Origin of the sequence: Protofrankia sp. CiP1_Cm_nod1 (assembly GCF_920888515.1) — a bacterium.
Classification (GTDB): domain Bacteria; phylum Actinomycetota; class Actinomycetes; order Frankiales; family Frankiaceae; genus Protofrankia.
Genome location: NZ_CAKKTM010000026.1, coordinates 20,896 through 46,262, shown reverse-complemented (window position 1 = coordinate 46,262; position 25,367 = coordinate 20,896). Strand labels below are relative to the sequence as shown.

The 25,367-nt window shown below is 69.7% G+C and carries 24 protein-coding genes, 2 tRNA genes and 2 pseudogenes; 18 read left to right on the top strand and 10 right to left on the bottom strand.

The genetic code is table 11. The features are described from left to right. Positions 1 to 3 precede the first annotated feature (3 nt). The 6 genes from NBX02_RS01680 (at position 4) to NBX02_RS01655 (ending at position 4,601) form a co-directional block, all read left to right on the top strand. Positions 4 to 1,656: a glycosyltransferase 87 family protein gene (locus NBX02_RS01680; RefSeq protein ID WP_445548205.1), complete on the top strand. Its 1,653-nt coding sequence runs from the start codon at positions 4 to 6 to the stop codon at positions 1,654 to 1,656. A 131-nt stretch (positions 1,657 to 1,787) separates the two neighbouring features. Beyond that, a complete protein-coding gene (locus NBX02_RS01675; protein WP_250283707.1) occupies positions 1,788 to 2,168 on the top strand; it encodes an RNA-binding S4 domain-containing protein in 381 nt (126 codons plus the stop codon). A gap of 200 nt (positions 2,169 to 2,368) precedes the next feature. Next, positions 2,369 to 3,211, top strand: a complete 843-nt coding sequence (locus NBX02_RS01670; RefSeq protein ID WP_445548204.1) for an alpha/beta fold hydrolase — start codon at positions 2,369 to 2,371, stop codon at positions 3,209 to 3,211. A 228-nt stretch (positions 3,212 to 3,439) separates the two neighbouring features. Continuing rightward, positions 3,440 to 3,994 (top strand): hypothetical protein, encoded by a 555-nt coding sequence (locus NBX02_RS01665; protein WP_250283705.1) that lies wholly within the window; start codon positions 3,440 to 3,442, stop codon positions 3,992 to 3,994. A 365-nt stretch (positions 3,995 to 4,359) separates the two neighbouring features. After that, positions 4,360 to 4,434: transfer RNA gene (locus NBX02_RS01660), tRNA-Asp, on the top strand. A gap of 93 nt (positions 4,435 to 4,527) precedes the next feature. Next, a tRNA-Phe gene (locus tag NBX02_RS01655) sits at positions 4,528 to 4,601 on the top strand. 888 nt (positions 4,602 to 5,489) lie between these two features. Here the strand turns inward: NBX02_RS01655 and NBX02_RS01650 are convergent. Continuing rightward, positions 5,490 to 6,197, bottom strand: coding sequence for a cation transporter (locus tag NBX02_RS01650; RefSeq protein ID WP_250283703.1), 708 nt, complete (start codon positions 6,195 to 6,197; stop codon positions 5,490 to 5,492). Beyond that, complete coding sequence (locus NBX02_RS01645) at positions 6,197 to 6,532, bottom strand: ArsR/SmtB family transcription factor (RefSeq protein WP_250283737.1); 336 nt, start codon at positions 6,530 to 6,532, stop codon at positions 6,197 to 6,199. Before NBX02_RS01645 ends, NBX02_RS01650 begins: the two co-directional genes overlap by 1 nt. A 716-nt stretch (positions 6,533 to 7,248) precedes the next feature. Here NBX02_RS01645 and NBX02_RS01640 point away from each other — a divergent pair. The 5 genes from NBX02_RS01640 to NBX02_RS01620 are packed head-to-tail and all read left to right on the top strand — an operon-like array spanning position 7,249 to position 11,461. Further along, positions 7,249 to 8,208 carry a metal ABC transporter solute-binding protein, Zn/Mn family gene (locus NBX02_RS01640; RefSeq protein WP_250289674.1) on the top strand — a complete coding sequence of 320 codons (960 nt, stop codon included), beginning with the start codon at positions 7,249 to 7,251 and terminating at the stop codon, positions 8,206 to 8,208. A gap of 4 nt (positions 8,209 to 8,212) precedes the next feature. Continuing rightward, positions 8,213 to 9,124 (top strand): ATP-binding cassette domain-containing protein, encoded by a 912-nt coding sequence (locus tag NBX02_RS01635; protein ID WP_250283699.1) that lies wholly within the window; start codon positions 8,213 to 8,215, stop codon positions 9,122 to 9,124. Then, positions 9,121 to 10,041, top strand: coding sequence for a metal ABC transporter permease (locus tag NBX02_RS01630; protein ID WP_250289672.1), 921 nt, complete (start codon positions 9,121 to 9,123; stop codon positions 10,039 to 10,041). The genes NBX02_RS01635 and NBX02_RS01630 overlap by 4 nt, the downstream gene beginning before the upstream one ends. After that, positions 10,038 to 10,949, top strand: a complete 912-nt coding sequence (locus tag NBX02_RS01625; protein ID WP_250283696.1) for a metal ABC transporter permease — start codon at positions 10,038 to 10,040, stop codon at positions 10,947 to 10,949. The genes NBX02_RS01630 and NBX02_RS01625 overlap by 4 nt, the downstream gene beginning before the upstream one ends. A gap of 26 nt (positions 10,950 to 10,975) precedes the next feature. Beyond that, entirely contained in the window at positions 10,976 to 11,461 is a 486-nt protein-coding gene (locus NBX02_RS01620) for a Fur family transcriptional regulator (protein WP_250283694.1), read from the top strand. A 15-nt stretch (positions 11,462 to 11,476) separates the two neighbouring features. On the opposite strand, the pseudogene NBX02_RS01615 reads toward NBX02_RS01620, so the two are convergent. After that, positions 11,477 to 11,608 (bottom strand): annotated as a pseudogene (locus NBX02_RS01615) (zinc transporter permease); the annotation flags it as partial. Positions 11,609 to 11,909: 301 nt separating this feature from the next. On the opposite strand from NBX02_RS01615, the pseudogene NBX02_RS01610 reads away from it, so the two are divergent. After that, positions 11,910 to 12,300 (top strand): annotated as a pseudogene (locus NBX02_RS01610) (SCO5389 family protein). Between the two features lie 165 nt (positions 12,301 to 12,465). Here the strand turns inward: NBX02_RS01610 and NBX02_RS01605 are convergent. The 5 genes from NBX02_RS01605 to NBX02_RS01585 all read right to left on the bottom strand — a co-directional run bounded on the left by NBX02_RS01605 (position 12,466) and on the right by NBX02_RS01585 (position 16,373). Further along, positions 12,466 to 13,437 carry a CobW family GTP-binding protein gene (locus tag NBX02_RS01605; protein WP_250289670.1) on the bottom strand — a complete coding sequence of 324 codons (972 nt, stop codon included), beginning with the start codon at positions 13,435 to 13,437 and terminating at the stop codon, positions 12,466 to 12,468. Between the two features lie 264 nt (positions 13,438 to 13,701). Beyond that, positions 13,702 to 14,835, bottom strand: coding sequence for a WD40 repeat domain-containing protein (locus tag NBX02_RS01600; protein WP_250280962.1), 1,134 nt, complete (start codon positions 14,833 to 14,835; stop codon positions 13,702 to 13,704). Further along, positions 14,832 to 15,848, bottom strand: a complete 1,017-nt coding sequence (locus tag NBX02_RS01595) for a CobW family GTP-binding protein (RefSeq protein WP_250289668.1) — start codon at positions 15,846 to 15,848, stop codon at positions 14,832 to 14,834. The genes NBX02_RS01600 and NBX02_RS01595 overlap by 4 nt, the downstream gene beginning before the upstream one ends. Further along, entirely contained in the window at positions 15,838 to 16,125 is a 288-nt protein-coding gene (locus NBX02_RS01590; RefSeq protein ID WP_250280968.1) for a hypothetical protein, read from the bottom strand. The genes NBX02_RS01595 and NBX02_RS01590 overlap by 11 nt, the downstream gene beginning before the upstream one ends. Continuing rightward, positions 16,122 to 16,373, bottom strand: coding sequence for a hypothetical protein (locus NBX02_RS01585; RefSeq protein WP_250280970.1), 252 nt, complete (start codon positions 16,371 to 16,373; stop codon positions 16,122 to 16,124). The genes NBX02_RS01590 and NBX02_RS01585 overlap by 4 nt, the downstream gene beginning before the upstream one ends. Between NBX02_RS01585 and NBX02_RS22845 the strand changes: the two genes are divergently transcribed. Further along, positions 16,287 to 16,475, top strand: coding sequence for a hypothetical protein (locus tag NBX02_RS22845; protein ID WP_445548203.1), 189 nt, complete (start codon positions 16,287 to 16,289; stop codon positions 16,473 to 16,475). The genes NBX02_RS01585 and NBX02_RS22845 overlap by 87 nt on opposite strands. 463 nt (positions 16,476 to 16,938) lie before the next feature. Here the strand turns inward: NBX02_RS22845 and NBX02_RS01580 are convergent, their stop codons facing one another. Next, positions 16,939 to 17,910 (bottom strand): ATP-binding protein, encoded by a 972-nt coding sequence (locus NBX02_RS01580; protein ID WP_250280972.1) that lies wholly within the window; start codon positions 17,908 to 17,910, stop codon positions 16,939 to 16,941. Between the two features lie 372 nt (positions 17,911 to 18,282). After that, positions 18,283 to 18,684 (bottom strand): ArsR/SmtB family transcription factor, encoded by a 402-nt coding sequence (locus tag NBX02_RS01575; RefSeq protein WP_250280973.1) that lies wholly within the window; start codon positions 18,682 to 18,684, stop codon positions 18,283 to 18,285. Between the two features lie 98 nt (positions 18,685 to 18,782). Between NBX02_RS01575 and NBX02_RS01570 the strand changes: the two genes are divergently transcribed. From NBX02_RS01570 to NBX02_RS01550, 5 genes are all read left to right on the top strand, one after another. Next, the gene (locus NBX02_RS01570; RefSeq protein ID WP_445548207.1) at positions 18,783 to 20,834 is read left to right on the top strand and encodes a heavy metal translocating P-type ATPase; all 2,052 of its coding nucleotides are present in this window, start codon (positions 18,783 to 18,785) and stop codon (positions 20,832 to 20,834) included. 229 nt (positions 20,835 to 21,063) lie between these two features. Continuing rightward, the gene (locus NBX02_RS01565; protein WP_250280976.1) at positions 21,064 to 21,252 is read left to right on the top strand and encodes a streptamidine-related RiPP repeat protein; all 189 of its coding nucleotides are present in this window, start codon (positions 21,064 to 21,066) and stop codon (positions 21,250 to 21,252) included. Positions 21,253 to 21,331: 79 nt separating this feature from the next. Continuing rightward, positions 21,332 to 22,219, top strand: a complete 888-nt coding sequence (locus NBX02_RS01560; RefSeq protein WP_250289667.1) for a hypothetical protein — start codon at positions 21,332 to 21,334, stop codon at positions 22,217 to 22,219. Then, positions 22,216 to 23,943: a CocE/NonD family hydrolase gene (locus NBX02_RS01555; protein ID WP_250289664.1), complete on the top strand. Its 1,728-nt coding sequence runs from the start codon at positions 22,216 to 22,218 to the stop codon at positions 23,941 to 23,943. The genes NBX02_RS01560 and NBX02_RS01555 overlap by 4 nt, the downstream gene beginning before the upstream one ends. Beyond that, positions 23,940 to 25,301: a YcaO-like family protein gene (locus NBX02_RS01550; RefSeq protein WP_250289663.1), complete on the top strand. Its 1,362-nt coding sequence runs from the start codon at positions 23,940 to 23,942 to the stop codon at positions 25,299 to 25,301. The genes NBX02_RS01555 and NBX02_RS01550 overlap by 4 nt, the downstream gene beginning before the upstream one ends. Positions 25,302 to 25,367: the final 66 nt, after the last annotated feature.

The window sequence follows — 25,367 nt, the reverse complement described above, 5'->3', positions numbered from 1 at the left end:
TCCATGCCCCGCGCCCTTCGCGTACCGCACGCACCGCCGGCGACCCGGGCCGTTGCCGACCCGGGGCACGGCCACACCCGCACGCGGACGGCGCGGGCGCGAATGTGGACGCGGACGCGGATGTGGACGGCGTTGGTTACCGCCGCCGTCGGGCTGCTGGGCCTTCTCGCGGTGCAGACGGCGATCCTGCGCCAGCCCGGCTACCTGCCCGGCCGGGCGAGCGTGCTGTACCTGACCATGCTCTGGTGGGTGCTCGGCGTGATCACCGCGGCCCTGCTGCTGCACGCCGCCCCTCGCCGGCTCGCCGTCGGCCTGCTGCTCGCCGGCACCGTCAGCATCCACGCCGTGGCGCTCACCCATGGCCCGCAGCTGTCCGACGACCTCTACCGCTACGTCTGGGACGGCCGGGTGCAGGCAGCCGGTATCGACCCATACCACTACGGCCCGCTCGACCCCGCGCTCGCCCACCTGCGCGACCACTGGCTGTTCCCGGACCCGGCCGGCTGCGCCGCCATCGGGCGCGGCCCGGGCTGCATCCGGCTGAACTATCCCCGGGCGCACACCGTCTACCCCCCGGTGGCGCAGGCCTACTTCACCATGGTGCATTTCCTGCCCGGCCCGCCGGGTGAGCACAAGACGCAGTTCTACGCGTCGCTGGCGTCACTGGCCCTGGTCGGGCTGATGATGACGATGCTGGTGGCGCGGGGCCGGGACCCACGCCACGCCGGCTTCTACGCCCTTTCGCCGCTCGCCGGTCTTGAGATCGGCTCCGACGCGCATGTGGACGTCCTCGCCGCGCTGCTCGCGCTCGGCGGCATCGCGCTCCTCACCTCGCGGCGCCGTCCCCGATCCGCCAGCACCACGCGGACAGGCGGAGCTGGTGGCGCCGGTACAGCCAGCGAAACCGTCGCAGCCGGCGAAACCGATGCGGCCGGGGAAACACCCACCCGTCGCCGGGCCTGGGTCGCCGGGATGCTGCTCGCGGCGGCGGTGGCGGTCAAGCTGTACCCGGCGCTGCTCCTGCCGGCAGCCGCCCGACGCCGCCCGGTCACCCTGATCGGGGCGACCGTCACGGTCGTCGGGCTCTCCTACCTGCCCCACGTCCTGGCCGTCGGGCCAGCGGCCCTCGGCTTTCTCCCGGAGTACCTCAACGTCGAGGGATACGGCCGGGGCAGCCGTTTCCTGCTGCTCACAGCCCTCGGCCTCGACGGGGCCGTCGCCAAGGCCGTCGCCGTGTCGGTGCTGGCGATGGTCACCGTGGCCGTCCTGCGCTGCGACCCGCGCCGGGTTCCCCTCGAACGGGCCGCGCTGTGGCTCGTCGGGGCCGCCTTTCTCATCGCCACCCCGGTCCAGCCCTGGTACGGCATTCTGCTGGTGGCGCTCGCCGTCCTCGCAGGCCGACTGGAATGGCTCGCCGTCGCAGCCGCCGGTCATCCCGTGTACGTCTCCCTGTTCACGGATCTGCCAGGCGATGCCCGGACGCTGCGAATCCTCTCCTACGCCGTCGCCGCGCTCGTCGTACTCATCGCCGCCCTGCTGCGCCGACGACAACGTGCCACCCGGCCTCCGCGCATGTTCGGCGCGGGCATGATGGCCCTCAGCTCCCCCTGTACGGACGGTGAGCAAACCACTCGGACGGGCAGGAGATTCCGGTGACAATTCGTAATCTCACCCCGTCACCATGCGCCAGTGCCATACGGATGGAGCGTACGCACCGCTCCTTTGCCTCCCGCCTGTCCTCCGTCCGGCTGGTGACCAGGCGGCTGTTGGATTCGTAGAGTCGTGTCATGGCGGCGCAGGAGGAGAGCGTACGGGTCGACGCCTGGATCTGGTCCGTACGGCTGGTCAGTACACGGTCGCAGGCGGCCGCGGCCTGCCGCGCCGGGCATGTCCATCTCAACGGTGAGCGGGTCAAGCCGGCCCACGCGGTGCATGCCGGGGACGAGGTACGGGTGCGGCACGCCGGGCGCGAGCGGACCATCGTCGTCACCCGCGTTCTCAACAAACGGGTCAGCGCGACCGTCGCCGGAGAATGCTTCATCGACCGCAGCCCGCCGCCGGCGGCACGGGAGAGCGTCGCGGCGACGGGTGTCCGCGACCGCGGCGCGGGACGCCCGACCAAACGCGACCGACGCGCTCTGGAACACCTGCGCAACCGCGACCTGTAGACCTGTAGACCTGTAGACCTGTAGACCTGTAGACCTGTAAAATCCGCGGACCTGCCGTCGAGCCGCACCCGGGCCCGGGCGCCTGGGTGGACCCGGACAGGCGATGCCGCGGGCGACGCGCGGTCACGGATGGATGCCGCACGACCCGGCCGGGTACGACCGTTGCCAGCGGTCACGTACATCCGCGCAAGGGGGAGAAAATGCCTTATGTAACCGTCGACCAGGAGAATTCCGGCGATATCGATATCTACTACGAGGACCACGGATCCGGCCAGCCGGTCGTACTGATCCACGGTTTCCCGCTCAACGGGGCATCGTGGGAGAAGCAGATCCCGATGCTGCTGGACGCCGGCTATCGGGTGATCCACTACGATCGCCGGGGATTCGGCAGGTCCAGCCAGCCCGTAACCGGCTACGACTACGACACGTTCACCGCCGACCTGAACGCGCTGATCGAAACGCTCGACCTGCGCGACATCGTCCTGGCCGGCTTCTCGATGGGCACCGGCGAGATCACCCGCTATATCGGCGCGTACGGCACCGACCGCGTCGCCGCCGCGGCCCTGTTCGCGCCGCTCGCACCATATCTGCTGAAAACCGACGACAATCCCGAAGGCGTGCCGGCAACGGTGTTCGAGGAGACCAAGCAGGCCATCCGTGACGACCGGTTCGCCTATCAGAAGGTTTTCCTCGACAATTTCTACAACATGGACGTCTTCGGCGGTACCGCCCGCGCCAGCGAGCAGGCCTGGCAGCACGCCTGGGCCGTGGCCACCGACGCCTCGGCGCTCGGCACGTTGCGGTGCGTCGACGCGTGGTGCACCGACTTCCGCGGTGACGTGCCCGCGCTGTCGAACGTCCCGCTGCTGGTCGCGCAGGGCACCGAGGACCGCATCCTGCCCATCGACAACACCGGGCGCCGGCTGCGGGCCCTGGTCAGGAACGCGCAGTATCACGAAGTCGACGGCGGCCCGCACAACATCGGCTGGACCCACCCCGAGGTCGTCAACCCGCTCTTCCTCGGCTTCCTCACCAAGCAGTGACCTCCCTTCCGGCGATTTCCTCCCGGCCGATGCCCTTCCGGCCGTTGGCTCCTGGTTTTTCCGGGCCGCAATCTCTTCAGACAGGTTGATAATACTGAGTGCAACAAGTCAACAGCGGAGAGTTCTCATAAACTCTGAACGCTTCCTGAACTCAGGGCTCAGGTGATCAGCCCACGCTAGGAATGGATCAGACGTGCCGCTGGGGTACGTCGAAGGGGGTAGACGACGATGCGACCTCGACTTGGCACCACGCTCACGACGATCGCGACAGTCGGGACTCTGAGCATCGCGGGCGTCACCGCGGTAGCACTCGCCTCACCTGGCAGCCCCACCAACCTGATCTCCCCAGCCGGGGCGGCGACCACCCTGTCACCGGGCGAGGACTCAAGCAAGGACACGACCACGCTGGACTCCGACCAGCCGCGACACAGGCATCACCACTGGCACGGCGGCCCAGGCTGGTGGGGCTACGACGGCGACGGCGTCGACGGCGTCGACGTGTCCCGCCCGCTGCACGGCGACGCGACGGTCCGGACGGACGACGGCTACCAGGTCATCACCTACCAGCGCGGCGAGCTGACCAGCCTGTCCCAGACCTCGGTCACGATCAGCAGCAAGGACGGGTACAAAGCCACCTACGCAGTGACCGGCGACACCGACCTCTGGGCCGACGGTGACGACGCCGGCATCGGCGACTTCAGGACCGGAACCACCGTGGTGGTGGCCGCGACCGTCGACGGCGACACCCGCACCGCCGAGCATCTCGCCGAGCTGCCGGACTGACCCGCGGAGCCTGCTGCCGGGGCCTGCCAGCGGCCCCAGCATGGCTGGCGGCTCCGCACAGGCCCACGACAGGGCCCGGACAGGCGCACCACCGGCCCGTCCGGGCCCTGTCGGACGGCCTGCCGGACTCGAAAGATCCGCCGTGTGCGCAGGCACGCCAGCCTCCATCCCCGGACGCTCCCGCCGTGCTGTAGGCTGTTGTCCAGCATCAGACGGAGCCTTGGTCGACCGGAACCCCGATCAACCTCAGAGGCCCCGGAGGAAGCTTCTCAGGAACATGATCACATGATCCTGGCAGGCTCTTCTCACTGAAGACAGGCAGCGGCAACCGGCAAGGCATGTGATACAACTGAACAGCACAGCATGGTCCCGTGGTGAAGTCTGGAGTTCACGCCGCCCTGTCAAGGCGGAGGTCGCGGGTTCGAATCCCGTCGGGACCGCGCTCACGTCATCGGATGCCAGCAGCGACAGCACGCTGACGACATCCATCGATGTGGCCTGCTAGGCCCGCGTATGACAGGATGGTCGCACCGGGGCAGGTAGCTCAGTCGGTACGAGCGTCCGCCTGAAAAGCGGAAGGTCGGCGGTTCGACCCCGCCCCTGCCCACCCTTTTGACCTGCGGAAATAGCAGGATTTGTCGATCACCGGTTGATCGTTATATGGCAACAGGTGTGGCAGCGGCGTCGCGTGATCCCAGTGGCGGCCCGTCTGTCACCGCGGGTGACCTGCGTAAACGGTGAAGCTGACCATCCGCTTTCCGGATGGGAGGTCACGAGGCCTGTGTTCGCGGACGTTGCCACAAGGTAGAGGTCTCGTATGGCAACGGGGCTCGGCCGGCCCGGTCGCGTCGGGTCTGTGACCTGCAACGGTGCTCAGGATCGGGGCCGGTAGACCGTCCGCTTGTGCGGCGGACGGTCGAGGATCTACCAGTCCTCATCGGTACAAATTCTCTCGTGTCGGGTTACCCGTGGCGGAAGCGGGTGCCGGAGCGGTCCAAGGGGACGGGGCCACCTGGCCCCTATGGGGATCGCCGACAGTCTGATGGCGGGCTGCGTTGGGGTGCCGAGCCGATCTGCACGGATTTTGTCCGAGCACGGCTTGCAGCTCGCCCCGTCAACCTACTGCGACGCGCTACGCCGGGCGCCTACGGCTCGGCAGCTGCGCGACACCGAGCTGGAATCCTTTGGTGAAGCGGGTGCATGAGGAGAACTACGGCGTCTACGGAGCGCGGAGGCGTGGCTGACGCTGAACCGGCAAGGCGTTTGCCCGTTGCACTGTGGAACGGCTGATGCGCAACCTCGCCTGCACGGTGCCCGCCGGGGCCGCCGCCGCCGGACTGACCACCCTGGCTGATCCGGCTGCTGCTCGCCCCGGTGACCTGGTCGGTCCCGGTTTGGCTCGCCCGCTCCGACCTTGCCTCCGGCAAGCACCCGACGCTGTCGGCATAGCATCCCGACGGCGCTTTCCTGAACTCTGCGGGTCGCGTTGTTCTGGTCAGGTGCAGCAGTCGCAGCCGAGTACGCATCCGCAGGCGTCGACGGTGCCACCCAGGTCGACGGGGGTGGGCAGGACCGGGCAGCAGGTGTCTCCCGCCCAGGCGTTACGGCCTTCTTTGACGGCGATGACGGCGATCACCAGGGCGGCGATCGGGTCGGCCCAGGCCCAGCCGAGGGTGGTGTTGGCGATCAGGCCGATCAGGAGCACGACGGACAGGTAGGTGCACAGCAGGGTCTGTTTGGAGTCCGCGATGGTGGAGGCGGAGCCGAGTTCCCGGCCGGCGCGGCGTTGGGCGGTGGACAGGAATGGCATGACGGCCAGGGACAGCGCGGCGAGGACGATCCCGGGCAGGGATCCGTCCGCCTGTCCGGTCCCGGCGAGTACCCGGACCGCGTCGACGGTGACATAGGCGGCGAGCGTGAAGAACGACACCGCGATGATCCGCAGGGTCGTCTTCTCCCGGGCCTGGCGCGAGGCGTGGTCGGCGGCGGAGAACTGCCAGGCGACCGCGGTGGCGGAGGAGACCTCGACGACCGAGTCCAGACCGAAACCGATCAGTGCGGTCGAGGACGCGATTGTGCCCAGGGCGAGGGCGGCGACGGCCTCGATGACGTTGTAGGTGATGGCCGCGGCGACGAGGAACCGGATCCTGCGGGTGAGAGCTGTCCGGCGGGCAGGGGAGGGGCTGAGGATCAGCTGGGACATCAGCAGCAGCCCTTGTCCTCGGTGTCGGGGCAGGCGCGGTCAGCTGCGACCGCGAGGACTGCGGTGCACAGGACGTCGAGGGCCTCACCCAGGCGGGGGTCGGCCAGTTCGTAGCGGGTGCGGCGCCCGACAGGGACGGCGACGACCAGGCCGCAGCCACGCAGGCAGGCCAGATGGTTCGACAGGCGGCTTCGGGAGATGCCCAGCTGGTCGGCCAGGTCGGCGGGGTGGGCCGGGGCGTCGCGCAGGGCGAGCAGGAGCCGGGCGCGGATCGGGTCGGCCAGGGCGCGACCGAACCGGGCAAGGATCTCGATGTCGGGGGCTACGGTCAGCACCACTTAACAGTACAGATAATCCTGAACTCAGAACCAGCTGAACTAGTGGACTGCGGGCTGGCCGCGTTCATCTCGTGGCAGTGCAGAGTCCGGTCCGATCACGCCCACCGACCTGGCGGGAGGATGCCAAAGTCGCTGAACCGGCCTCTATCGGCGTCACCCGCCGTAGCCGGTCACCGTCCGCTTATGGAGCCGCATCCACTGGTAGAACCATCGGCAACCTCGGTGAGAATCGGGCACCTGGAACCGCATCGACCAGCCGTCCACGGCGATCGAGGAACTGCCGGCGCGGATCGAGGAGGCCATGCGCCTTTTTCGCCGCCAGTGTGACCGGCCGGCGACCATCCCCGGCATCGGCCGGCACACGGCCGAAGTCATCACGCGGACCGCCGACCTGTGCGCCGCTGCCGGCGTACTCCACTGGCTCTTCCGGCGAGGCCGAAGGCGGTCGCGGCGCCGATGGCATCGGGCAGCTGCAGGTCGGGCGCGGCCCTGTCGACCACGGTAAGCCCGCCAGCACGGCGGGAACTGCGGCGATCCGGCTGGTTGACACCGTCGCATCACGACGGCTCGGTGGCGGGGATGCGTGCTCCCGGCACGGTGGAGGCGACCACCTCGCCACTAACTTGTAATGGTTTTCATTACCTGCTACGTTAATGAAAATGGATCCTAGTATGGATCGCGGGTCCGGTCGGCTGACGAGCGGGGAGATCGTGGTGGATGGTGCGAGGCTGGTCGTGGTAGGGCGGTGGCGGGTCCGGCGCGGTCTGGGGGCGGTGGCCGCCGGCGTGGTGATGCTCGTGGCCGCGTGTGGGACGTCCTCGTCGGGGGATTCCGGGAGCGCTGATGGTGGCAGCGGGAAGATCGCGGTGGTGGCGACGGAGAATTTCTGGGGCAGTATCGCCGCCCAGCTCGGGGGTGATCGGGTGGCGGTCACCAGCATCATCGACAATCCTGACGCCGATCCGCATGACTACGAGCCGACCTCGGCGGATGGCCGGGCGATCGCCGGTGCGCGGTTGGTCATCGACAACGGTGTCGGCTACGACCCGTGGGCGGGCCGGCTGGCGGCGGCGAACCCGGCGGAGGGGCGGACGATGCTGACCGTCGGTGAGCTGGTTGGTGCGAAGGACGGGGACAATCCGCACCGCTGGTACAACCCGGCGGACGTCACCAGTGTGATCGATGCGATCACCGCGGACTACAAGAAGATCGACCCGGCGGACGCGGCCTATTTCGACCGGCAGCGGGCGTCGTTCACCACGACGACGTTGAAGCCGTACACCGATCTCATCGCGTCGATCAAGAAGACGTATGGAGGGACACCGGTCGGGGCGTCGGAGAGCATCTTCGAGATGCTGTCCCCGGCTCTCGGGTTGGACCTGCTGACCCCACCGGCCTTCCTCCGTGCGATCACGGAGGGCACTGACCCGACCGTCGCGGACAAGACCACCATCGACGATCAGATCAGCACCGAGAAAATCAAGGTATACGTGTACAACAGTCAGAACGCCACCCCGGACGTGCAGCGGCAGGTCGAGGAGGCGAAGGCTGCCGGTATCCCGGTGATCACTATTACCGAGACGCTCACCCCGGCCGGTGCGTCCTTCCAGGATTGGCAGGTCGCCCAGCTGACAGGCCTGCGGACGGCGCTGGCGCAGGCAACCGGGAAGTGACGCGATGACGGTGCGCACACGATCCACCCAGGTGTCCGTCGATGCCATCGACACGGTCCTGCCCGCTGGTACCGACCCGCCGACCGCAGTGAACACGGCGGCGGTGTTGTTCCGGAACGCCGCGGTCCGCCTGGGCGGGCGGCTGGTGTGGAGCGGGGTGGATGTCGAGGTCGCCGCCGGGGAGTTCGTCGCGGTTCTCGGGCCCAACGGGGTCGGTAAGTCCACCCTGCTCAAGGCGGCTCTGGGCCTGCTGCCGCTGTCCGTGGGGCGGGCGGTGGTGCTGGATCGGCCGCCCGGGCGGGCCCGCGCCGAGATCGGGTATCTGCCGCAGCGACGCAGCTTCGACCCGTCGGTACGGATCCGCGGGATCGACATCGTCCGCCTCGGTGTCGACGGCCACCGGTGGGGTCTGCCCCTGCCCGGCGGGGAGCGCGGCCGGGCAGCCGGGCGGCGGGTGGCCGAACTCGTCGAGTTGGTCGGCGCCACCGGCTACGCTCACCAGCCGATCGGCCGGCTCTCTGGCGGGGAACAGCAGCGGCTTCTGATCGCCCAGGCGCTCGCCCGCCGGCCCCGGCTACTCCTCCTCGACGAACCGTTGGACAGTTTGGACCCGCACAACGCCGCCGCGGTCGCGGCGCTGATCCGTACGATCTGCCAGAGAGCGGGGGTGACCGTGCTGATGGTCGCCCATGACGTCAACCCGATCCTGTCCAGCCTCGACCGGGTCGTCTACCTCGCCGGCGGCGGCGCGGTGTCGGGCTCTCCCACCGAGGTCATCACCAGCGCGACGTTGAGCCGGCTCTACCAGACCCCCATCGAGGTGCTGACCGCCTCGGATGGGCGGATGGTCGTTGTCGGCCAACCCGAACCGCCCGCGGCGCACACCGACCGCCACGTCGGGACCGGCCACTCGTGATCGTCGCTGCCGCGGCCGACGCGGGCCTGTCGTGGAACCTGGTCCGCGATGTCCGGCAGATGTTCGCCTACCCGTTCATGGTGAACGCGTTCCGGGCCGGGACCGTCGTCGCGGTCACCGCCGGGGCGACCGGGTGGTTCATGGTCCTGCGCCGCCAGACGTTTGCCGGCCACACCCTGGCCGTGGCCGGTTTCCCGGGCGCTGCTGGCGCGGTCTGGCTCGGTCTGGGTGCGACCTACGGCTATTTCGCTTTCTGCCTGGCCGCGGCATTCCTCATCGCGGCCATTCCCACCGCCGGTGGAGCCGCCGCGGGCCGGGCCGCGGAGTCGGCCACCGTCGGTACCGTGCAGGCGTTCGCACTGGCCTGCGGATTCCTGTTCGTCAACCTGTACAAGGGATTCCTCGGCGGGGTCAACGCGCTGCTGTTCGGCAGTTTCTTGGGGATCACCGACGGCATGGTCCTGACCCTGACCGCCGTCGCCGTGGCGATCCTGGCCGTGCTGGCGCTTTTCGGGCGGCCGTTGCTGTTCGCCTCGCTCGATCCGGCTGTGGCGACCGCCGCCGGAGTGCCCGTGCGGGCCCTGTCGGTGGCCTTCCTGATCCTGCTCGGGAGTACTGCCGCGGAGGTCAGTCAGATCACCGGCACTCTCCTCGTGTTCACCCTGCTCGTCATTCCCGCGGCAACCGCACAGATTCTCACCACCCGCCCGGCGCTCAGCCTTGCCCTCACTGTGCTGTTCGGGCTGCTGGTCACCTGGGCCGGGCTGACCGTGGCCTACTACTCGCCGTACCCGATCGGCTTTTTCATCACCAGCTTCTCCTTCAGCCTGTACCTGCTCGCCCGCCTCGCCGTCCACGCGCATGACCTGCTCGACCGGACCGCCCGCACCCCCCATCCCGCGCGGGCGTCGGCATGACCGCGGAGACGGCGGACACCGGACTGACCGCGATGTTCGACCACCCGTTCATGCAGCACGCCTTCCTCGCCGGAACAGGGATCGCCATGGCGGCGGGACTCGTCGGCTATTTCCTCGTCCTGCGTGCGCAGGTCTTCACCGCCGACGCGCTGTCCCATGTGGCGTTCACGGGCGCGCTCGCCGCCCTGACCACCGGGATCGACGCCCGCATCGGCCTGTTCGCCGCCACCATCACCGTCGGGTTCGCCCTCGGTGTCCTCGGCCCCCGCGGCCACGCCGACGACGTCGTCATCGGCAGCGTGTTCGCCTGGGTCCTCGGCCTCGGCGTGCTCTTCCTCACCCTGTACACGACCCACCGCAGCACCGGCAATGGCACCGTCGGCGTCACCGTCCTGTTCGGCTCGATCTTCGGATTGGATGCCTCCCACGCCTGGGAAGCAGCCGTGCTCGCCGCCCTGCTCTGCCTCGCCGTCATCGTGATCGGACGTCCCCTGCTGTTTGCGAGCCTGGACGCCGCGGTCGCCGCCGGCCGCGGTGTCCCCGTCCGCCTCCTCGGCGTCGGATTCCTCGGCCTGGTCGGGGCGACCGCGGCCGAGGCCACCCAGGCCGTCGGCGCGCTCCTGCTCCTCGGCCTGCTCGCCGCGCCCGCCGGCGCCGCCCACCGGCTCGCCACCCGCCCCTACCGCGGCATGGGGATCTCCACCGCGGTCGCGGTCGCCGTGACCTGGGCCGGCCTGACGACCAGTTACCTTGCCCCGCGGATCCCCCCAAGCTTCGCCATCCTCGCCTTCGCCACCGCCAGTTACGCCGTCGCCCTGACCGTCACCACCCGCACCGCCACCGCCATCCACCCGCCGGTGCAATCACCGGCAACCTCGACGGCGCAGAGGTCTCCGACCTCCTCATGAGCCCCAATCTCGTGAGAGGAGAGAAGGTGCCCACCGACGACGTTCGTGCCCCTGACGAAGCCGACACCCGCGACGCACGGCGGGAACCGCAGCGGTGGCGCGTATCCCGCGGCCCTCGTCCCCCACGCGACACCCCGCAACGCCGCACAGTGCTGGCTGCGCTCACCGCTGCCGGCGGAGGGTTCCGCAGCGCCCAAGCCTTGCACGAGCAGATACGCGCCAGCGGGCACCGCATCGGCCTCACCACGACGTACCGCATTCTGTACGACCTGGTAGGCGATGCCACCGTCGACACGATCCGCGGCGAGGACGGCCAGCAGCTGTTCCACCTCGCCCGAACCACCGGGCACCACCACCACCTGGTTTGCCGCAGCTGCGGACACAGCATCGACGTTGCCTCCGACACCGTCGAGACCTGGACGGCAGACCTCGCTGCCGCACACGGATTCGCCGACCTCAGCCATGCGATCGACCTGTTCGGACTCTGCGCCGGATGTCAACCTGACCGGTGATCCTGGGGCGTCGGGTCAGTGTTCGTCCCAGTGCCCGTCGTGGTCGGCGTGGCGATGGTTGTCGTGGATGTAGTCGATGTGGTCGTGGTGGGGGACGGCGACGTGGCCGCAGCCATAGGTGTGCGGGTGTTCTGAGGTGGTGTGGTGGGCCGGGTGGCTGGTGGTGGTCACGGGCGTTCTCCTTGGCGGAGGGCGTTGAGCGGTGCAGGCGCGTGACATGGCCCGTCGGCGAGGCAAGTGATCATGCGAGGCGTACCGACGCGCGAGTGCCCCCAGTAGCGGGCTCGCCCCTCCGGTGCGCGGCGGAGGGTAAGTGTTCGATCACATGAACACGGTAGGGCCTCTTCCCGTCTCGCGCCATGTGAACGTGCCACTCCAATTGGTATTGACAACGGTTGTCAAGCCGGAGATTGTTGATGTTCCAAGTACCTGCGTCAGGAGGTCACTGATGTCCTTGACCGTGTCCCCGGATCTGCTCGCTCAGGCTGAAGCCGGTCATGTCGACCAGGAGGCGTTTCTCGCGTGTGTGCGGGACTCGCTTCCGTACGCCTACAGCCTGGTGGAGCGGCTCGCCGGTGAGCTGCCCACCGCCGAGCGGGACTTCGCCGACAACCTGGTTCCGCCGGCGGACAACGTGGCGCAGGGGCAGTTGCTGCGGGCGATGGCGAGCACTTCGATCCGGGGCGCTGGAACGGCGTTTCGGGGTGGCGTTGGCGTTCCAGAACTGCCATCGGCTGGCCGCGTTCCGCCCGCAGGCGGTCGGAGGCGAGCAGCACCGCCGGTTTATCTCCGCGGAGAGCCAGGTCCTCAACCAGCAGCCGGAGTTTGTCGACTGCTGACAGACCGTCAGGGTGCATGGCTGTGTCGCGTGACCGGCTCGGCCGGGCGTCGGTTCGATCGGGATGTCGCCGCAGCAGGGGGCGGTTTCTCTGCCGGCTCCGGTTCTCGGTGGGGCGCCCTATGGTCAAGCCGCATGTGGGCTGTGGTCATCCTTGTTCTCCTGGCTATCCGTTCAGGTCCGGTAGCCAGGAGGGGAAGGGGTCCGGTAGCTCGTGCCAGCTGTCCTCGCCGAGAGCGAGCTCGGCGTCGGTGAGCAGGCATGAACGGAAGATTCTGGTGAGGGCCGCCGGGTCGGCGTGCAGACCGATCAGGGCCAGTTCCTGGACGCGGTAGCCGTAGTAGGGGTCCCAGCCAGGACAAGCGGCCCTGTGGTCCGCGGGTGCGGTGTCGACGGCGGGCCAGTAGCCGTCGGGAGCGAGCGTGAGTCCCCGCCCGGCGTGGTCCCAGGCCATCCTTTGGTCGGGTCGGCTGGCGAGCCACAGCCAACCCCGGGAACGCACCACGCCGGCGACCAGGCCGTCCATGCAGTCATGCAGCCGCTGTGGGTGCAACGGCCGGCGGGCAGCGAGCACCGTGGCGGTGATCCCGACCTCGCTGGTCGGCAGGTCGTCCGCGGTGCGTGCGCCTAGCATCCGCAACCAGCCCGCGTGCCGGTGCGAGCCGATCTCGTCGTATCCCGCGCCGCCGTCCGGGCCGGCGGAGGCGAGGATATCGCTGGCCGGTGTGGCTCGGCCGACGACGGTCACAGGTCGGGCCGTCGGGTTCAGACGCCGTACCAGCGTGTCGAGCTGCAGCATGTCGCAGACATCGATCTCGTCGGTGGCGGCGAGGGCGACGACCTCAGCGCGTTCGACCTGGTCGACGAGGGCCGCTGGCACCGTCCGACCGAGACGGGGAACGGCGAGGCCTCGGCCGGCGAAGGAGTCACAGCCGTCCAGGTCCTCGAACGCGGTCGTCGCGTCGACCAACGCCACCGACGACACCACGCTGAGCGCGGGGCAGCCGGCCAGGCCCGGTATCAGGTCCAAGGGAACGTATCCCGGTGGTGCCACCACGACGGCTTCGACGTGTCCATCGGCCGTGAGTTCCGCAGCCGAGGCGGCGATGTCCCGGGAGACGACGTCGACGAGGCTCACGTCCTGGGCGGGTAGCGCGGACCTGCACGGCGATCCGTCACCCACGTCGAGCGATCGGACGACGACTCCTCCCACCGGGTGGGACGGGCACCGGTAGGAGAGCACGGGGACGGGGCGAACCCCACCGCCTGCGGGGGCCGCCACCACCCCGACGTCACCCCCGGCAGTGCACACCAACGTCACAGACAGTGGGATCGGCTGGCGCATAGTGGTCGTTCTCCGGAAGTGGGCTGGCTGGGCTCGGGAACTGGCCGGCCAGGCCGGTCAGCTGCTGCGTCTCGTACCGGTGCCGGGCGGACTGTCCGACGGACGGACCGCGCTCAGCCGGCCGCCCTGGGTTCCCGCCACGACAAGCGCCGCGTCGGCGGTCCAGGTGACCGAGCTGACGGGCGCGCCCAGATCGACCTCGAAATGCGGACGCCGGGAACTACCACTTCCCCGCCAACCGGCCAGACGGCCATCCCTGCCACCACTGGCGAGCAGCGGCGGGGCGGCCGTGCGCTGGCCAGCCCGGCCGGCTGCCGAGCCCGTTCGGACCGGTGGGACGGGGGCGGGGGCGTAGGCGAGTGCGACGACGAGTCCGGCGTGCGTGCGCAGTGAGGCCGGGCGCTGCCCGGCCGGGCCCTTGCCGCCGAGGTTCCACACGGTGACTTCCTCGCCGCCGCCGGCGGCGAGCCGTTGGGAATCCGGGGCGAAGGCGATAGCGGTGACCTTGGCGGGATAGCCGCTCATCTCGTAGTCCTCGCCGGACCACAGCCGCCACAGGTGGATCGAGGCGTCCTGATTACCGGAGGCGGCCCAGCGGGCGTTCGGTGCGACGGCGATGGTGAGCAGCGAACCCTTCCAGTCGAAGGTGCGTACCGGTTCAGTGCGGTTGGGTCCGGGTTCGTACCAGCGGATGCCGCCGTAGCAGGCGACGGCAAGTCGGTGGCCGGCCCAGGCGAGTGCGGTGACGGTGCTGGGCTGGCCGGGCCAGCGGGTGACGATGGTCCCGTCGGGCCGCAGCAGCAGGACCTCGCGGCCTCGGCCGGCGGCGAGGTACTGCCCGTCGGGGGACCAGGCCAGTGCGTGTACCCAACCCTGGCCCATGACGGCGTCGCGCCGGCCGATCGTGATGTCGCCGATGACGACGGTCCCGTCGGCTCCGCCGACGGCGAGGCGGCGGCCGTCCGGCGACCACGCCGCGGCGAGTGCCCCGAGTTCGTGGTGTGGCATCTCGGTGACGATGATCCCTTCGTCCGTGTCGATGACGACGGTGCGGCCGGACAGGGAGGCGGCGGCGACCAACGACCCGCGCGGTGCGGCGGTGACGGTGCTCACCGCGTCGTCGAGGTCGATCGACCAGACGGGTGTGGTCGGTGTTCGACCGGCGGTGAGGAGGTTGGCGGTGCGGCTCACCGTGCGCTCGCGAGACAGCGGCGTAGTCCGGTTTCGAGGGCGGCGCGGTCGAGGTGGCGTCCGATGAAGACCAACCGGCTGACCCGGGCCGCGTTGCCCCAGGGCTGGCCGTCGGTGCCTTCGAAGAGCATGTGGACGCCCTGGAAGACGTACCGGTTCTGCTGGTCGGCGACGGCGAGTACCCCCTTGGACCGGAAGATGTCGGCGCCCTTGGTCGACAGCAGCTCGCCGAGCCAGTCGTTGAGCTTTGGTATGGACAGGTCTCCGGCCAGTTCGATGCCGACGCTGGACACGGTCAGGTCGTGTTGATGCTCACCGTCGGTGAGGAACGCGGGGTCGACGTCGAGTGCGCGCCCGAGGTCGAACGCGCCAACGTCGAGGACCTTGTCGAGGTCGACTTTGGCGTACTGGGCGGGCAGGATCTCCGCAACTTTGTTGATCGCCCGGATCCGGCCGATCACCTCGTCCAGTTGCGCCTCGTCGACAAGGTCGGTCTTGTTCAGCACGATCCGGTCGGCGAACGCGATCTGCTCGACCGCCTCGTTCTCCACGCCCTCGGGCTTGGTGTCGTCGAGGTGGCGGGCCAGGTGCCGGGCGTCCACGAGCGTGAGAATGGCGTCCAGCCGGAGCTGGCCGGCGATCTCGTCGTCGACGAAGAAGGTCTGCGCGACCGGGGCCGGGTCGGCCAACCCGGTGGTCTCGATGAGGATGTGGTCGAACCTGTCCCGGCGGCGCATCAGCGTGCCGAGGATGCGGATCAGGTCCCCGCGCACGGTGCAGCAGATGCAGCCGTTGTTCATCTCGAAGATCTCTTCTTCGGCGTCGACGACCAGAGCGTCGTCTATACCGATCTCACCGAACTCGTTTTCGATCACGGCGATGCGCTTGCCGTGTTCTTCGGTGAGGATCCGGTTGAGCAGCGTGGTCTTGCCGCTGCCGAGGAAGCCGGTGAGCACAGTCACCGGGACCTTGGCGGCCTGACTGGCCGGCGGCGAGGTGGCGTCAGTGGGCATGCGTTTCTCCGGAGAGGTGGAAGGCACGGCGCACGTCGGACTCGGTGAGGCACGCCGCGGGACCGGGCAGGGTGACCGAGCGTCGGCCGGCTGCCGGCAGTGCGGCCAGGACAGTCTCGACGGGTGGACAGCCCGGCTCCGCGCACGCCAGCTGGGCGACGAGCATGGTCACCTCCTCGTCGAGGTCCAGCGCGGCGCGGATCCAGCCGCGCAGCTTCTCGGCGATGGCCGGATCGACTGCGGGCGGCCGTGTTCCACCGGGACTGAGCAGGCTCATCCGGCGGCCACGGTGGCCACGGTGGGCTCGGTGGGAACGGTGGGAACGGGACGGGGCATGGTGCCACCCTGATGAAAACGAAAACTATTGTCAATATTGGGGCGGAGGGTGATCGTCGGGGCGCGCGGTTCCCGCGGCACGCCGGCGAGGTGCCCAGAGCTGTGGTCGACTACGTCGAGCAGCAGGTCGGGGTCGAGCCGGATCCGTTCGGGAAGTACGTGTTTTCCGGCCGAGCCATCGAACGTCACTGTGCGGAGATCCGCCGGGAGTTGGGGTTCCGGAAGTGCGCTCTCGCCGATGAGGACGCGTGGGCGCCTGGATGGCCTTCGAGGTGTGTCCGGTCGAGTTGACCGACGACTGGCAGCGTCGGGCGTTGCTGGCCCGGTGTCGGGCGCAGCGGGTCGAGCCGCCGGGGCCGTCGTGAGTTGAGCGGGTGCTGGGCGCGGCGCGGGCGGCGTTCGAGCAGCAGTTCACCGGCGCTGGTGGTCAGTCGGCTGCCGGCCGCCGCAGTGAAGCGGTTGGAAGAGCTGGTGGCCGTTCCCGACGACGCTGGCGACGTGGCGTGTTGGACCCGCTCAACCTGTTCGAGGACGCCAACACGTCACCGGGCGCCGCGCCAAGGTGACCGTGAAGGGTGGCTACACCGGCTGGGTGGTCTGGGGCCGCGGCACCGCTTTTACCGTGACTGTAAGGGGCGAAGGCCGCCATGGGGTGGCCTCGCATCCTGATCTCCGTTCCGCGGCACTGCGAGCCAGCCCGTCGTGGACTGGGGCGAGTGGCTTGGCGGGCGTCCGCTGAGCCTGTCGGGTCCGGTTAGCGCGGCGTGACGGCCTGATGTGGGTTGCGGGCATGGGGAAAGGTGAAGGTTGGGTCGATCTGGATCGACAGGTCCGTGCCGGTGGCGGCGTCGGCCCAGGATCGGGCGTTACGGAGGTGGAGGTCGTGCATCTGTCGGAGGAAGGCATCGGGGTCGTGTTCGGTGGCGTCGACGGCGTCGCGGATGGTGTCGAGTGCGATGCGGATGACCGGTTCGAGGTCGTCGAGGTGGAAGGGTCTGCCCTGCTCCATCGCACGCACTGGTGCCGACGGTCCGACACAGACGAGGAGGTCGTCGCCGACCTCACGGCGCAGGAACTCCTCGTCGACGTCATCGGTGACCTTGTTACCGATCACGGACAGGGTGATGTCGAACTCGCGGGCGTAGTCGCGGTACTGGCGGTGGACGGCGACGGCTTTGCGGGTTGGTTCGCAGACGAGGAAGGTGTGGTCGAAGCGGGCGAACAGGCCGGAGGCGAAGGCGTCGGCGCCGGCGGTCATGTCGACGACGGCGTATTCGCCGGGTCCGTCGATCAGGTGGTTGAGCAGGAGTTCGACCGCGCCGAGTTTGGAGTGGTAGCAGGCCACACCGAGGTCTTCGTCGGTGAACGCTCCGGTCGCGACCAATCGCACGCCATCGACATCGGTGGCGAAGCGTCGCCACAGCGGGTTGTCGTCGGCGAGGGGGAGCAGCCGTGATCCGGTGCCGGGCGGGGTGGTCTTGACCATCATGTCGGCGGACGGGACGCGGGGGTTGTCGCCGCGGAGGTAGTCCTTGATCTCGTGGAGGTGCTCGCCCATCGCCACGGGCGCGGCCGCGTCGTCGAGGCCGAGCGCGGCGCCGAGGTGCTGGTTGATGTCCGCGTCGAGAGCGAGGACGGGTGCGCCGGCTGCGGCGAGGTGGCGGCAGAACAGCGAGGACAGGGTGGTCTTGCCACTGCCGCCCTTGCCGACAAAAGCGATCTTCATGATAGGTGGCTCCGAGGTCGTGGCGGCGTTGCCGCGATCCAACTGCCTGATGGCTGTCCGTAATAGTAATCGTTTTCGTTAGCAGCGCTGGCGGGGCCCTGCCCCTCCGGGCGTGGGGGTGTCGTCTGTCTCTGCCCTCCAACGCGTGGCGGGCTCTGCCTCGGGTGGTGTGTGCGTCACCTGCTGGGCGGCGGCCCAGGGGATCTCCGGCGCGGCAAAGCTGTGGTCTTCCCGGGCATGGCGCGTTCGCGTGGTTCGGCCAGGCCGTCCACGGCGACGAACAGCCGTCCGACCTCGACTACCGCGACCCGCGTCGAACGGTCCAATGGGCGGTGTTCGGCACCTGGTCGCCGTTTCGAACGGGCTTGATGATCAGAGGCTTGTCTTCGCCGCGATCGGCCGGGCGGGGATGTGGGTGTGGGGTGCCGCCTCGCCGGCCGTGTGGTCGGGCAGGTTCCGGTCGGCGTGGTCGGCGTGGAACAGTGCCTCGGCGAGCAGGGCCTGCACGTGGACGTCCGCGGCGGAGTAGTAGACGAAGGTACCTTCGCGGCGTCCACGGACCAGCCCGGCGAGGCGCAGTTTGGCCAGGTGCTGGCTGACCGTCGTGGGTGCGGCGCCGACGAGGTCAGCGAGGCAGGCAACCGAGGACTCACCTTGTAGCAGCGCCCAGAGGATCTTGATGCGGGTGGGGTCCGCGAGTAGCCGGAAGCCTTCGGCGGCCAGATGGACCTGTTCCTCGTTCGGCATCCGGAAGTCCGGCAGATCGCTGTGCACGTACCAAGGTTAACCGATACACCCTGCTACTCGGCTGTCCAGTAGCCTTCCTGCCTAGCTATATACGTGGTCACGCAGGTAGCGTGATTCGGGTGACGCTGACGACGAGTCCCGCTTCCGCCGCCCTTCATCCGGCCGAAGCGCACGCCGTGGTGGCGGGGCGGGAGCTGGCCGCCCGTCTCTGGGTCCTCACCGAGGTGCGCTGGGCGACGTTGGCGAGTGTGATGTTCGCGGTCGGCGGCGTCATGCAGGTGACCGGCGCCCCGGCGCCGGTCTGGTGGGTGCTGTACCTCGCCTGCTACGCCGCCGGTGGATGGATACCAGCTGCGGCCGGGGTGCGGGCATTGCGGGAACGCGCGCTGGACGTGGACCTGCTGATGATCGTCGCCGCGTGGGGTGCAGCCAGTATCGGGCAGGTCTTCGACGGCGCCCTGCTGATCGTCATCTTCGCCACCTCTGGGGCACTGGAGGCGGTCGCGACCGCGCGCACCGCCGACTCCGTGCGCGCCCTGCTCGACCTGGCACCTGAGCGGGCCAACCGGATACGTCCCGACGGAACGGAGGAGACGGTAAGCACCGTGGACCTTCGGGTCGGGGACGTCATCCGGATCCGCCCCGGGGAACGCATCGGTGCCGACGCCATGGTGGTCGGCGGCGCCAGCGAGGCCGACCAGGCCACGATCACCGGCGAACCCCTGCCGGTCGCGAAGGTGACCGGAGATGAGGTGTTCGCGGGCACGCTGAACGGCACCGGCACGCTGACCGTCCGGGTCCATCGCCCCGCCGGCCAGTCGGTGATCGCCCGCATCGTCGCTTTGGTCGAAGAGGCTTCCGCAACCAAAGCGAGAACGCAGCTGTTCATCGAGAAGGTCGAGCAGCGCTACTCGATCGGCGTCGTGGCAGCGACCCTCGCCCTGTTCGCCATCCCCCTGTTGTCCGGCGCGGCGTTGCGACCCACCCTGCTCCGCGCCATGACCTTCATGATCGTCGCATCGCCGTGCGCGGTGGTGCTCGCGACGATGCCACCGTTGCTGTCCGCGATCGCTCTCGCCGGGCGCCACGGCGTACTGGTCAAGTCGGCCGTGGTCATGGAACGGCTGGCCGACACCACCCTGGTGGCGTTCGACAAGACCGGCACCCTCACCGAAGGCACCCCCCGTCTCCTCGACGTTCACGTCGCCTATGACGGCTCCGGAGACGGCCAGCCCTCCAGAGCACCCGCGATCGACGCGGACCGGGTACTCCAACTGGCCGCTGGCGCCGAACATCCCAGCGAGCATCCAGTCGCCGCGGCCGTGCTCGCCGCCGCCCGCGACCGCAACCTCGCCATCCCCGCCGCGCACGACTTCACCTCAACCCCCGGACGCGGCGTGACCGCCACCGTCGACGGCCATCGCGTGCAGGTCGCAAGTCCGCGCCTGCTGGACGGGCCGCAGGACGGTCCTGTCGCCGCGCAGTTGACCCCTGGGCCGCGAGCCGCGATAGACGCCGTGCAGGCCAGCGGGCACACTGCCGTGGTCGTCACCATCGACGACCATCACACCGCGGTCCTCACCCTCACCGACCGGACCCGCCCGCATGCCGCCGCCACCGTGGCCGCCCTGACCCGACTCACCGGAACATCCCCGGTCCTGCTCACCGGCGACAACCCCGGCGCCGCCAGCCGACTCGCCGCCGAGCTGGGCATCCATGAGGCGCACGGCGGGCTGCTGCCAGCCGACAAGGTCACCCGGATTCATGCCTTGCAGGATCAGCGGCGGCGAGTGCTGCTGGTCGGCGACGGCGTCAACGATGCCCCCGCGCTCGCCGCCGCCGACTTCGGCGTCGCGATGGGCCGCCACGGCTCCGACCTCGCCCTGCAAACCGCCGATGCGGTCCTCGTCCGCGACGACCTGATCGCCCTGCCCGCGGTCATCGAGCTGTCCCGCCACGCCCGCCGTGTCGTCACCGCCAACCTGGCCATCGCGGCGACCTTCATCACCGCACTGGTCGCCTGGGACCTGCTCGGCCACCTACCCCTGCCCCTCGGCGTCGCCGGCCACGAAGGCTCCACCCTCATCGTCGGCCTCAACGGACTACGGCTCCTGCACCCCCGGACCTGGCGCACCACCCAGACCCACCCTGTTCCGGAGCCGCTGGGCAGAACGTGACCATCGTGCTGTCGCGGAAACCTCGGCGCTCGGGACTGTTCGGTCCATCGGGCGCCGGTGCTGCAGGGTCGTGACGCAGAGCTCGACCTGCCTCGCTCATGGCCCTCACCGCGTGGACCACGACCTGACCGTCCCGAAGTGACGATGTGAAGGGTCTTGCGGTCAGCGCAGAGAACCTCTAGCGTCCCCTTATCGGAAATGGTTTCCGATACCAATAAGAGGAGGATGTGTGAGCGAGGTCCTGGTCGAGCAGGTGAGCGCGGTGGCGCCGGTGGCGGCACCGCAGGGTCCGGGCACGAACGCGCTGGTCCACAACCCGTTCGTCGTCGAGCCGGTGTCGGTGGTGGCGCCGGTGGCGGCGCCGCAGGGTCCGGGCACGAACGCCCTGGTCCACAACCCGTTCGTCATCGGGCGCTGACTGTGCGGCCGGGTCCCGGCGTGTTCCTGCCGGGACCCGGTCCCCGGCGCGTGCCTTCTCAGTCAGTGAAGGGTTCTCGATGAAGCTGGCCGATGGCCATCACCTCTATCCGCTCCCGGACGGGAGCTGGCGTGTGGTCGGACCGGGCGAGGTGTTCCTGCGGGTGCTGGGACCGTCGGAGGTGGTCGCCCAGCTGCGGGATCGGCTACGGGTGAGCGGGCCCGTGGGATCGGGGCCTGCGCCTGCCGCGGAGGGGGACGCGAGCTCGGAGTCCGGGCTCGCGCAGCTGGTTCAGGCGCTGGCCGATCGGGGCGTCCTGATCGACGGAGGCGACGGAGCATCGACGCCGGCCCGGACCACCCCACCGCTGCTGCACGTTTCCGGGGACGGTCCGGTCGCCCAGCTTGTCGGGGACCTTGCGGCTGACTGGGTGCGCGTGCGGCGCGGTCCGGTCGACGAGGAGGCCGTGATGGGCGCGGATGTGCTGGTGGACTGCGCACACTGGTTGCCTGACACGCACTGGCGTCAGGTGGAGCGGTGGTGCCGGGCGCACTCCACGGCGTGGACGCGCTGTCACGCGGAGGGCCTGTCGTTGTTCGCCGGTCCACTGACCGTCCCCGGGCGTACGGCGGGCTATGAGGATGTGCGTGGTCGTCGGCTCGCTGCTGCCGATGCGCCCGAGGAACTGCTGGCCCACTGGGCCTGGCTGGACCGGTCCGGCGAGATGCACCCCGAGGTCCCCTGGCCCGGACGGGGCGTGCTGGCCATGGTGGCGGGTCTGTTGCTGGCCGAGATCGAAGCCTGGTGGACGTCCGACCGGCTACCGGAGGTCGACGTCCAGGTGGAGGTCGCCGCACTGGGTTCGGTGGCGCGCCACCCGGTGCTGCCCCTGCCGGTGGTCTTCGACCCGGCCCGACCGGATGGCGGGTCCGCCCTCAGCGTTCCGGCCGCCGCGGTGCACGCATGAAGGCCACGGCCGCCGGTGCGTGGGTGAACCTGACGGTGGCAGGGGGTGATGGCACGCCGCTCGCGGTGGATGCCCATGTTCCGCCACGTGCCACCTGGCCGGTTCCGGTGATCGTCACGCGTACCGCCTACGGGCGCTCCGCCCACCTTGCCGAGGGGCAGGGCTGGACTGAGCGTGGATTCGGCTACGTGGTGCAGGATGTCCGGGGCCGGTACGACTCGGAGGGTACGTGGCGGCCGTACCGGGATGAGCGGGCCGACGGCGCCGCGCTGGTGGACTGGATCCTGTCCCAGCCCTGGAGCGACGGCAGGTTGGTGGCCTACGGCGGCTCGTACGCCGGATACACCGCCTGGGCGCTGGCGGTGGAGCGGCCCGACGCGGTGCGGGCGGTCGTGAGTCTTGGTCCGTCGATGGGTCTGCACCGTACGAAGTTCGAGCCCGGTGGCATTCTGCGCCTGGCTGAGCACGCGTACTGGTGGTTGGAACGCGCCGATGCCCGCACCAGCCGGGATGGTCTGGTCCGGCTGGTGCATGCGCGTCAGCCGGACGTTTTGGATCACCTGCCGGTGTGTGAGCTGCCGGAGCGGATGGGGACTGTCCTGCCGCATTGGGGTGACATTCTGCGGACTGGCACGGAGCCAGGGCCGGAGGCGTTCACCGACGGCGAGCTCGCGGCCGTCCGCGCCGCCGCGTTCCACGTGGGTGGCTGGTACGACCTGTTGATCTCCGAGACGTTGGAGCACTGGCGGCTCGTCGGTTCGGCGGTGACGCCCCGACCGCCGCGGCGTCTGCTCATCGGGGCATGGGGGCACGACCTCGCCTTCGCCACGACGACCCGGGTCGCCGATCGTGACCATGGACCGAGCTCACGTTACGACTTCGCGGCGAGCTGCGTCAGCTGGTTGCGCGAGGTGCTGACGGAGCGCGCGACGCCCACGCCCGCGGACGGAGCCGCCGGCACGGCCGCGGTCACCGTCCCGGAGACGGCCGCGTCCGGCGCCGAGGTCTTCATCCGCGGCGCTGACGAGTGGTCCATTGGCGACGACTGGCCGCCGCAGGAGGTCAGCGAGGCTGTCTGGCACGCCCGCGCTGACGGGACCTTGACCGCGGACCGGCCTGGCCCGGACGCATCATGCGGCTTCCGCTACGACCCGCGGGATCCGTTTCCCTCGACCGTGCCTGGCGCGGACCGTCGAGCGTTGCTCGCCCGTCCGGATGCCGTCCGTTTCGTCTCCGAGCCGCTGGCGGCAGCGGTGACGATGGTCGGCTCCGCCACGGTGGAACTGGCCGTGTCGACGGACGCCGTCGAGGCCGACTGGATTGTCCGGGTGCTTGCCTGGTTGCCTGTCGGCCCTGCCTACGAGCTCGCGTTTGGTAGCGCCACCTGGGCGGCGCGCCCTGGGTCTGTGGTTACCGGGACGATCGTGTTGTCCGGTGCGGCGGAGCGGGTGCCGGCTGGCGCACGGCTGGTCCTGGAGATCACCAGCAGTGATCATCCGAATCTGGCACGCAACCTGGGCGCGGGGCGGAACCGCTACACGACCACGACGACGCGCGTCTGCGCGCAGACAGTACTGGTCGGATCGGGGCAGACCGGCACCCGCCTGGTCCTGTTGACCATGGGAACGGCGGCACGGATGGACGAGGACACCTCGGCCACCCGCGACATCGGTACCCAGCGGGCCGGCGTGGCGATGAGTGTCGGCGGGGGGAGTGCGTCGTGACCGTCGAGGATCTCGTCGATTCCCGGCTGGGGCTGCTGACAGCGGTGGTCGATCAGCCGCCTGCTCCCGGCATGCCGGCGGGCTGGCTGGGGCGTAGCGCTCGGGTGGCCCGCGTCGACAGGTTCGCCGGGTGGCGGGCGGACGGGTTCGGATTCGGTGCCACCCTCGGTGACGCCGGGCGGGCGCGTGGTGCGGCGATCGGTGAAGCGGTGGAGCGCTACTGCGGCAACGCCGTGCCGGCGGTGCTGCCGGTCGCGAGCTGGGAGGCGCTGCGCGCGCGGGGGATTGCCGCGACTGATCCGTGGGAGTTCGCGTTGTACTCCGACCGGCAGTACGCCGCGGCAGGCTTCCCGTTCGTCCGCTTCACCCGCGATCTAGAGGTTGCCTGGGCGACAGGCAGGGATCTGGTCAGCGGTGACAGCGTGCTCGTGCCGGCCTCACTGGTCTATCTCGACTACTTCCACGGCCCGCATCGCGCTGAGCCGCCGACGAACGCTCTCATGTACTCGGGGATCGCGGCCGGGGTGAGTCGGGCCGATGCGGAGACGGCGGCTTTGGAGGAGCTGTTCGAACGGGACGCGACCACGATCTGGTGGGCCTCCGGCGCACCGACACATGCGGTGACCGATGGGGGCGTGGTGACCGGTCAGCTGGGCCGGCCGTACCGGGATCGCCCCCTGACCGTCCGACTGCTCGCCGTCCCCTCCCAGCTGGGGGTTCCTGTCCTCGGGGCCTTTCTCGCGGACGAGGCCGACGGCATCATCGCGTTCGGCAGCGCCTGCCGCGCCGATCCGTCCGCCGCCGCGGTGAAAGCGCTGGTGGAGTCCCTGCAACTGCTCACGCTGACCCGGCAGCTCGCGGCCCCCGACAGCGATGTGTGGCGGGCGGTCGCGGCGGGCGACATCGAAGAGCATGTCTTCCTGCCGTTTCGCGCCGACCGCCGCTACGGGGCGTCGGTGAGCGCGGACTACCGGGAGCTGGTGGACCTTCCGGCGATCGCGCAGCTCTACCTCGACCCGGCCCTTCAGCGAGGCGCCTGGGATCGGCTGTGCCCGCAGACCAGCATCGCGCTTGACGCAATCTGTCCGGTAAAGGCTGCGAGCCCCCACGCCGCCTACCTCGAACACCTGAGCATGGCCGGACTGCATGCCGTGGCCGTCGATCTCACCACGCCGGACGTCGCGCGTACCGGGCTGCGCGTGGTTCGTGTCGTCGTTCCCGGACTGGTCGGCAACGGGCCGCCGGCCTATCCGCTGCGCGGTGGGCGCCGGCTCTACGACGTGCCCGTCGCCATGGGCTGGAGCACGGCGCCGCTGACCCAGGACGACCTGGTGAACCAACCCCTACCGCTGGCCTGACGGTTCCGCGCGTGATTGCGGGACTGCAAGAAACGACGAGACCGCAAGAAACGACGAGACGGCGAG